This window comes from Streptomyces sp. NPDC093094, assembly GCF_044754345.1.
In the GTDB taxonomy this organism is placed as follows: domain Bacteria; phylum Actinomycetota; class Actinomycetes; order Streptomycetales; family Streptomycetaceae; genus Streptomyces.
Window position 1 is genome coordinate 113,416 of sequence record NZ_JBIVOX010000019.1, and the last position, 6,000, is coordinate 119,415.

General features: G+C 75.1%; 6 protein-coding genes. 4 read left to right on the forward strand and 2 right to left on the reverse strand.

Annotation, left to right across the window (positions count from 1 at the left end; genetic code table 11):
• The first annotated feature begins 535 nt into the window (after positions 1 to 535).
• Positions 536 to 1,117: a winged helix-turn-helix domain-containing protein gene (locus ACIQGV_RS32095; protein ID WP_402500753.1), complete on the forward strand. Its 582-nt coding sequence runs from the start codon at positions 536 to 538 to the stop codon at positions 1,115 to 1,117.
• A gap of 62 nt (positions 1,118 to 1,179) precedes the next feature.
• Complete coding sequence (locus ACIQGV_RS32100; protein ID WP_402500755.1) at positions 1,180 to 2,181, forward strand: NAD-dependent epimerase/dehydratase family protein; 1,002 nt, start codon at positions 1,180 to 1,182, stop codon at positions 2,179 to 2,181.
• Between the two features lie 31 nt (positions 2,182 to 2,212).
• Here the strand turns inward: ACIQGV_RS32100 and ACIQGV_RS32105 are convergent, their stop codons facing one another.
• Complete coding sequence (locus ACIQGV_RS32105; RefSeq protein WP_402500758.1) at positions 2,213 to 2,575, reverse strand: arsenate reductase family protein; 363 nt, start codon at positions 2,573 to 2,575, stop codon at positions 2,213 to 2,215.
• Between the two features lie 229 nt (positions 2,576 to 2,804).
• Between ACIQGV_RS32105 and ACIQGV_RS32110 the strand changes: the two genes are divergently transcribed.
• The gene (locus tag ACIQGV_RS32110) at positions 2,805 to 3,119 is read left to right on the forward strand and encodes a hypothetical protein (protein ID WP_402500760.1); all 315 of its coding nucleotides are present in this window, start codon (positions 2,805 to 2,807) and stop codon (positions 3,117 to 3,119) included.
• Positions 3,120 to 3,168: 49 nt separating this feature from the next.
• Here the strand turns inward: ACIQGV_RS32110 and ACIQGV_RS32115 are convergent, their stop codons facing one another.
• Positions 3,169 to 4,353: a winged helix DNA-binding domain-containing protein gene (locus ACIQGV_RS32115; RefSeq protein ID WP_402500762.1), complete on the reverse strand. Its 1,185-nt coding sequence runs from the start codon at positions 4,351 to 4,353 to the stop codon at positions 3,169 to 3,171.
• Positions 4,354 to 4,563: 210 nt separating this feature from the next.
• Between ACIQGV_RS32115 and ACIQGV_RS32120 the strand changes: the two genes are divergently transcribed.
• Positions 4,564 to 5,904, forward strand: coding sequence for a DUF2252 domain-containing protein (locus ACIQGV_RS32120; RefSeq protein WP_402500764.1), 1,341 nt, complete (start codon positions 4,564 to 4,566; stop codon positions 5,902 to 5,904).
• Positions 5,905 to 6,000: the final 96 nt, after the last annotated feature.

A 6,000-nucleotide genomic window follows, 5' to 3' on the forward strand; every position in this document is an offset into this window, starting at 1 on the left:
CCGCCGGGCAGACCGCCGGCCAGACCCGCCCGGGGCCGTGGGCCGACCCTGCGCCACGGCGGTCCCGAGGCCGCCACGAGGGCCGCGGGCGACGGGTCCTCGGCCGCGCCCACCGGCACCGGACCGTCCGCACAGTGGGACAGGGGCCCCGGCCGGGCGATCGCCGTGGAGCTGCCGATCCGGCAAGGACGCCTGGTGGGGCAGGGGTTGGAGGGTCGCTTTCGCGTCGGACGTCTGTCCGAACAGTGAGAGGAGGCTCCTCCCCGGACGTCACGTCTGCTTCAATGGAGGCATGGCCAGCTTCCAGAAGTGTCTCGCGACGGGTCGCCACGACCTCGAGCCCTTCTGGCCTTCCCGTCAGCACCACGACTTCGACCGGGTGTGTTGCCGCGCGGCGAACGCGCAGGCCCTCTAAAGCCGTACACCCCGGCCTTCGGCCAGCGCGCCACGACGTACGTCTCCTCGACGAGCCCGACCACGACCTCGCGGCCGTCGGACCTCCTGACGAACTCTCGCGCGAAAGAGCTGACCTCTCATGGCGACCTCCCGTTCCCTGACCACTCTTCCCGTCACCGCCCCGGCCGAGAACGCCGTGCCCGGCGCACGCCACCGGCTCCGCGCCGTCGGCCCCGACGAGGTGCCGGACATCGCGGACTTCCTGCCGCCCGGCGCCACCTGGCTGCCGGCTCCCCAGCACAGCCTGCCCACCCTGCCGGGCCGCCCGCCGATGGTCGGCTACCTGGTGCTCGTCCCCGCCGAGCAGCAGCCGCCGCTGACGGCGGAGCCTGCCGGGCCGGCCGCCGAGGCGGCCGCGGCGGGCGGGACCCCGCTCGTGCGGGTCGACCCGGTGCAGCGCACGGCCGAGGTGGACGGGCAGGAACTCGACCTGACCTACCTGGAGTTCGAGCTGCTCGCCCATCTGGTCGCGCACCCGAACCGGGTCCACACCCGCGACCACCTCGTCACCACCGTGTGGGGGTACGGCCACGTCGGCGACGGCCGCACCGTCGACGTCCACATCGCCCGGCTGCGCCGCAAGCTGGGCGCCCAGTACCGCCAGTCGATCCAGACCGTGCGCCGCGTCGGCTACAAGTACACCCCGCCGGTCGCGCGTTGAGCCGCTCTGCCGACGGCTAAGAGCGCTTCCCCCGCCGGTCCGCGGCAGGCAGAGTCATCCGCATGAGACTTCTGGTGCTGGGTGGTTCGCATTTCGCCGGACGGGCCGTCGTGGAGGCGGCCCTCGGACGCGGCTGGGACGTCACGGTGTTCAACCGGGGGCGGCAGGCACCTGCCCCCGGTGCTCGCCCGCTGACCGGCGACCGCACCGCGCCGGGCGGCCTCGACGCCCTGGCCGCCGGTGAGTGGGACGCCGTCGTCGACACCTGGTCGGGGGCGCCCCGCGCGGTCGGCGACGCGGCCCGGCGGCTGCGCGGACGCGTGGACCGGTACGTGTACGTGTCGAGCTGCTCGGTGTACGAGTGGGCCCCGCCCGCCGGGTACACCGAGGACGCCCTCCTGGTGCGGGACGCCGCCGCGGACGCCGCGCAGACCGACTACGCGCACGACAAACGCGGCGGCGAACTCGCCGTGACGGAGGAGTTCGGCGAGGACGCCTCGGTGCTCGCGCGGTCCGGGCTGATCCTCGGGCCCTACGAGAACATCGGCCGGCTGCCGTGGTGGCTGACCCGCACCGCCCGGGGAGGTCCGGTGCTCGCGCCCGGCCCCCGGGACCTGCCGATCCAGTTCGTCGACGTCCGCGACCTCGCCGAGTGGGTGCTCGGCGCGGCGGAGCAGCGGCTGAGCGGGCCCTACAACCTGATGAGCCCGCAGGGACACGCCACGATGGGCGACCTCCTCGAAGCGTGCGCGGACGTCACCGGGAACACGGCCGAACTGCGCTGGACCGACCCGGACACCGTCCTCGCCGCGGGCATCGCACCCTGGACGCAGCTGCCGGTGTGGGTGCCGCCGGGCAGCGACCTGCACGACGCCCTGCACGGCGCCGACGTCTCCCGGGCGGTCGCGGCGGGCCTGCGCTGCCGCCCCGTCGCCGACACGGTCGCCGGCACCTGGGCCTGGCTGCGGAGCATCGGCGGCAGCGCGCCCCAGCGCCCGGACCGGCCCTCGGTCGGCCTGGACCCGGCGGTGGAGGCGAAGGTCCTCCAGGGCACGCAGGCGTGAGCACGGCCCCCGCGCACCGCCGCGGGGGCCGTCATGCGCGGGTCAGCGCGTCCCGTACCGCCTCGTCCGTACGGCCCACCACCGCCGTGCCGTCGTCCGCCGTGATGATCGGCCGCTGGATCAGCTTCGGGTGCCCGGCGAGCGCGGCGATCCACCGCTCCCGGGAGGCGTCGTCACGGGCCCAGTCCTTCAGCCCCAGCTCCGCGGCGGCCGCCTCCTGGGTGCGGGTGATGTCCCACGGCTCCAGCCCGAGCCGCTCCAGCACCTCCCTGATCTCCTCCTCGCTCGGCACGTCCTCCAGATAACGCCGGACCGTGTACTCGGCCCCCTCGGCGTCGAGCAGACTCACGGCACTGCGGCACTTGGAACAGGCGGGGTTGATCCAGATCTCCATGGCCTCACCGTAGCGGCGACCGGGGACGAGAGCCATGTTCGAATTTCGAGCAGGCTTCTGGGGAACCTGTGGCGCCATGCCATCTACGGTGCTGACCTGGGGATTCCATGACCTCGCGGGCCCTTTGATTGTCAGTGGGCGGCAGTAGAATGGAGGCAGTGTTCGAGGGTGTCACCGAGGTCGTCGAAGGCCCGGAGGAAGGCACCCTCACCGCGACAGGAGGATGCCTGTGCCCGCTGCCGCACTCCAGCCGAAGCCGCTGCCCACCCAGTCGACCGTCCAGCGTCTCGTCCTGCTCGACCTGCCGTACGCGCCCGTGGTGAAGCGGCCGCTGCCGGCGGGCCGGCCGCGCGAGTGGTACATCACGCACAACCGCCGCCTGAAGGCGATGCGTCTCGCCATCGCCCTGCTCGACTCCGGCGTCTACGCGCCCGACCACGCCGGCGACGAGACCATCCGCAGCGCCGCCGAGCAGATCGGCGTCCACCCGCCGTCGGACACGACCTGCCGCATGGTCCGGGCGCTGATGCGCTACAGCCGGTGACCCGGTGCCGGGTGCCCGCCACGACCGGGGCACCCGGCGGTCCCTCACCTCATCCCGTCAGCTCCCGCTCCAGCGGTGTCCGGAAGCGCGGCGTCACCCGTACGCCGCCGACCCAGTCCCGCAGCCGCAGCGCCTCGGCCGCGATCGCCTCCTCGGCCTCCCGGCCGACGCCGGCGGTGTCGAGGACCCGCCACACGATCTCGCCGTCGGGCCGCTGCGCCCAGCCGCCCACGACCCGGCCGTCCCACCACACCGTCGGCCCGACATTGCCGCTGCGGTCGAACAGGGCTGGCCGCAGCGAGGGCGCCAGATACCAGTCACGCTGCTGCCAGCCCATCGCCGTGGGGTCCAGGGCGGGCAGCAGCGCCGCCCACGGCCCGGCCTCGGCGGCCACCGGCCCGGCGTCCCCTTCCGTGACGAACCCCGTGCCCTCGTCCAGCGTCACCTCCCGCGCCCCGATCGCCGCCAGCGCCCGCCGTACGTCGGTGACCTTCCAGCCCGTCCACCACTTCAGGTCCGCCTCCGTGGCCGGACCGCAGCAGGCCAGCCAGCGCTCCAGCAGCGACGCCTGCGCGGCGGCCTCGTCCAGCGCGGGATGCGGCGGGGCGGGCGCCCAGCGGAACTGGCCCGACGTCCACGAGCCCAGCGGGCGGCCCCGCACCACCTTGCCCTCCGTGCCCAGCACCTTCAGCAGCCGGCCCGACACGGTGTGGACGCCCTCGTAGCTCTTCCCGGCCGCGTACACGAACTGCTCCCGCAGCCGCGGCTCGTCCCCCGCCAGCTCGGCCGCCGTGGCCTGGCCGCGCCGCTCCAGCGCGGCCAGCGTCGCCGACTCCACCTCCGAGAGCCAGGCCGCGTCCGGCGCGCCGGCGGCCGCCATGTCCTTCAGCAGCGCGGCCCGCTCGCGCGCGGCCACCGCCAGCCCCGTCGAGGCGTGCACCACCGCCGTCAGCTCCGCCGGGAACACGAACACCGTGCGCCGCATGCCGTGCATCCGCACCAGGGAACGGTCCTCGTACAACGCGCGCTCCGCCTCCGGCACGGTCCCGGCGGGCTCCGCGAGCCGGGCGCCCAGCGCCAGGAACACCGTGGCCGGGTCCGTGCCGTGCAGCGCCACCAGGGACGCGGCCGCCTCCTCCGGGCCCGCCGCCCGCGCCCCGTCCGCCAGCCGGTGCCGCACCCCCAGCCGGGCCCGCCGCTCGGCCGCCCCCACGTACCGCCGTGTCTCACCCATTCCGGCCTCCCCGCCGCGCCCGCCGCCCGTCGTCCGTCTCCCGTCCCCGCATCCTGGCGCACACCACTGACAGTCGCCCCGCCCCGGGCGTGTTCCGCCGCCCCGGGACCGGTCCGCCGTGTCACCCGTTCGCCGTACCCGGCATGCGTGCGTCCCGCTCCCGGCCTTGACTGCGATCAGGAGCACACGTGCGACGGGAGGGGTGACGACATGGCCACACCCGCCGAACGTGCCGAGCAGGGCAGGGCGGCGCGCAAACAGGTACCGCGCACCACACACGCGGTCTGGCTGCCCGCCGTCGACCGGCCGGACCCGGTCGCCGTACTGGAACGGCAGGGCCGTGACCGGCTTCCGGAGCTGCTGCCGATCCGGTACGGGCGGATGGCCGCCTCGCCGTTCGCCTTCCTGCGCGGCGCGGCCGCGGTGATGGCCGGCGACCTCGCCGCGCAGCCCCGCACCGAGCTGACCGTGCAGCTGTGCGGCGACGCCCATCTGCTGAACTTCGGCCTGTTCGCCTCGCCCGAGCGCAGTCTGCTGTTCGACCTCAACGACTTCGACGAGACCTTTCCCGGCCCGTTCGAGTGGGACGTCAAGCGCCTCGCCGCGAGCGTCGCCGTGGCGGCCCGCGAGAACGGCCACCCCGACGACAAGGCCCGCGCCGCCGCCGAGGAGTCCGCCGCCGCCTACCGCACGACCGTGCGGCGACTGGCCCGGCTCGGTGAACTCGACGTCTGGTACCAGCGCATCGAGGCCGACAGCCTGCTGCCCCTGGTCCGCTCCGCCCGCCGCCGCACCCGCGCCGAGGCCAGCCTCACCCGGGCCCGCCGCCGCACCAGCCTCCAGGCCCTCGGCAAGCTCACCGAGGTCGTCGACGGCCGGCGGCGCATCATCCACGACCCGCCGCTGATCGAGCCCGCCGGGGTGTCCGACACGGCGGCGCTGCGCAAGATCCTCAGCGACTACCGTTCCACCCTGTCCGAGGAACGCCGGCTGCTCCTCGACCGGTACCGGTTCGTGGACGCCGCCCGCAAGGTCGTCGGCGTCGGCAGCGTCGGCACCCGCTGCTTCATCGTGCTCCTCGCCGGCCGGGACGCCGACGACCCGCTGTTCCTCCAGATCAAGGAGGCCCGCAGCTCCGTGCTGGAGGAGTACCTGCCGGGCGGACCGTACGACCACCCCGGGCACCGCGTGGTCGCCGGGCAGCGGCTGATGCAGGCCGCCGGCGACATCTTCCTCGGCTGGATGACCGGACCGCAGGGCCGCGCCTACTACTGGCGCCAGCTGCGCGACATGAAGGGCTCCGCGGACGTGGCCGGCATGAGCCCGCGCGACCTGGCGGGGTACGCCCGGCTGTGCGGGACCGCCCTCGCCCGCGCCCACGCCCGCTCCGGCGACCGCATCGCCATCGCCGGATACCTGGGCAGCTCCGACACCTTCGACCGTTCCGTCGCCGACTTCGCCCTGCGGTACACCGACCAGACCGCCGCGGACCACACGGCCTTGTGCGCGGCCATCGCGGCGGGGGTGGTGCAGGCGGCACCGGACGTGTGACCCGCCGGCCTCCACGGCCCGCCGGCCTCCACGGCCCGCCGGCCTCCACGGCCCGCCGGCCTCCACGGCCCGCCGGCCTCCACGGCCCGCCGGCCT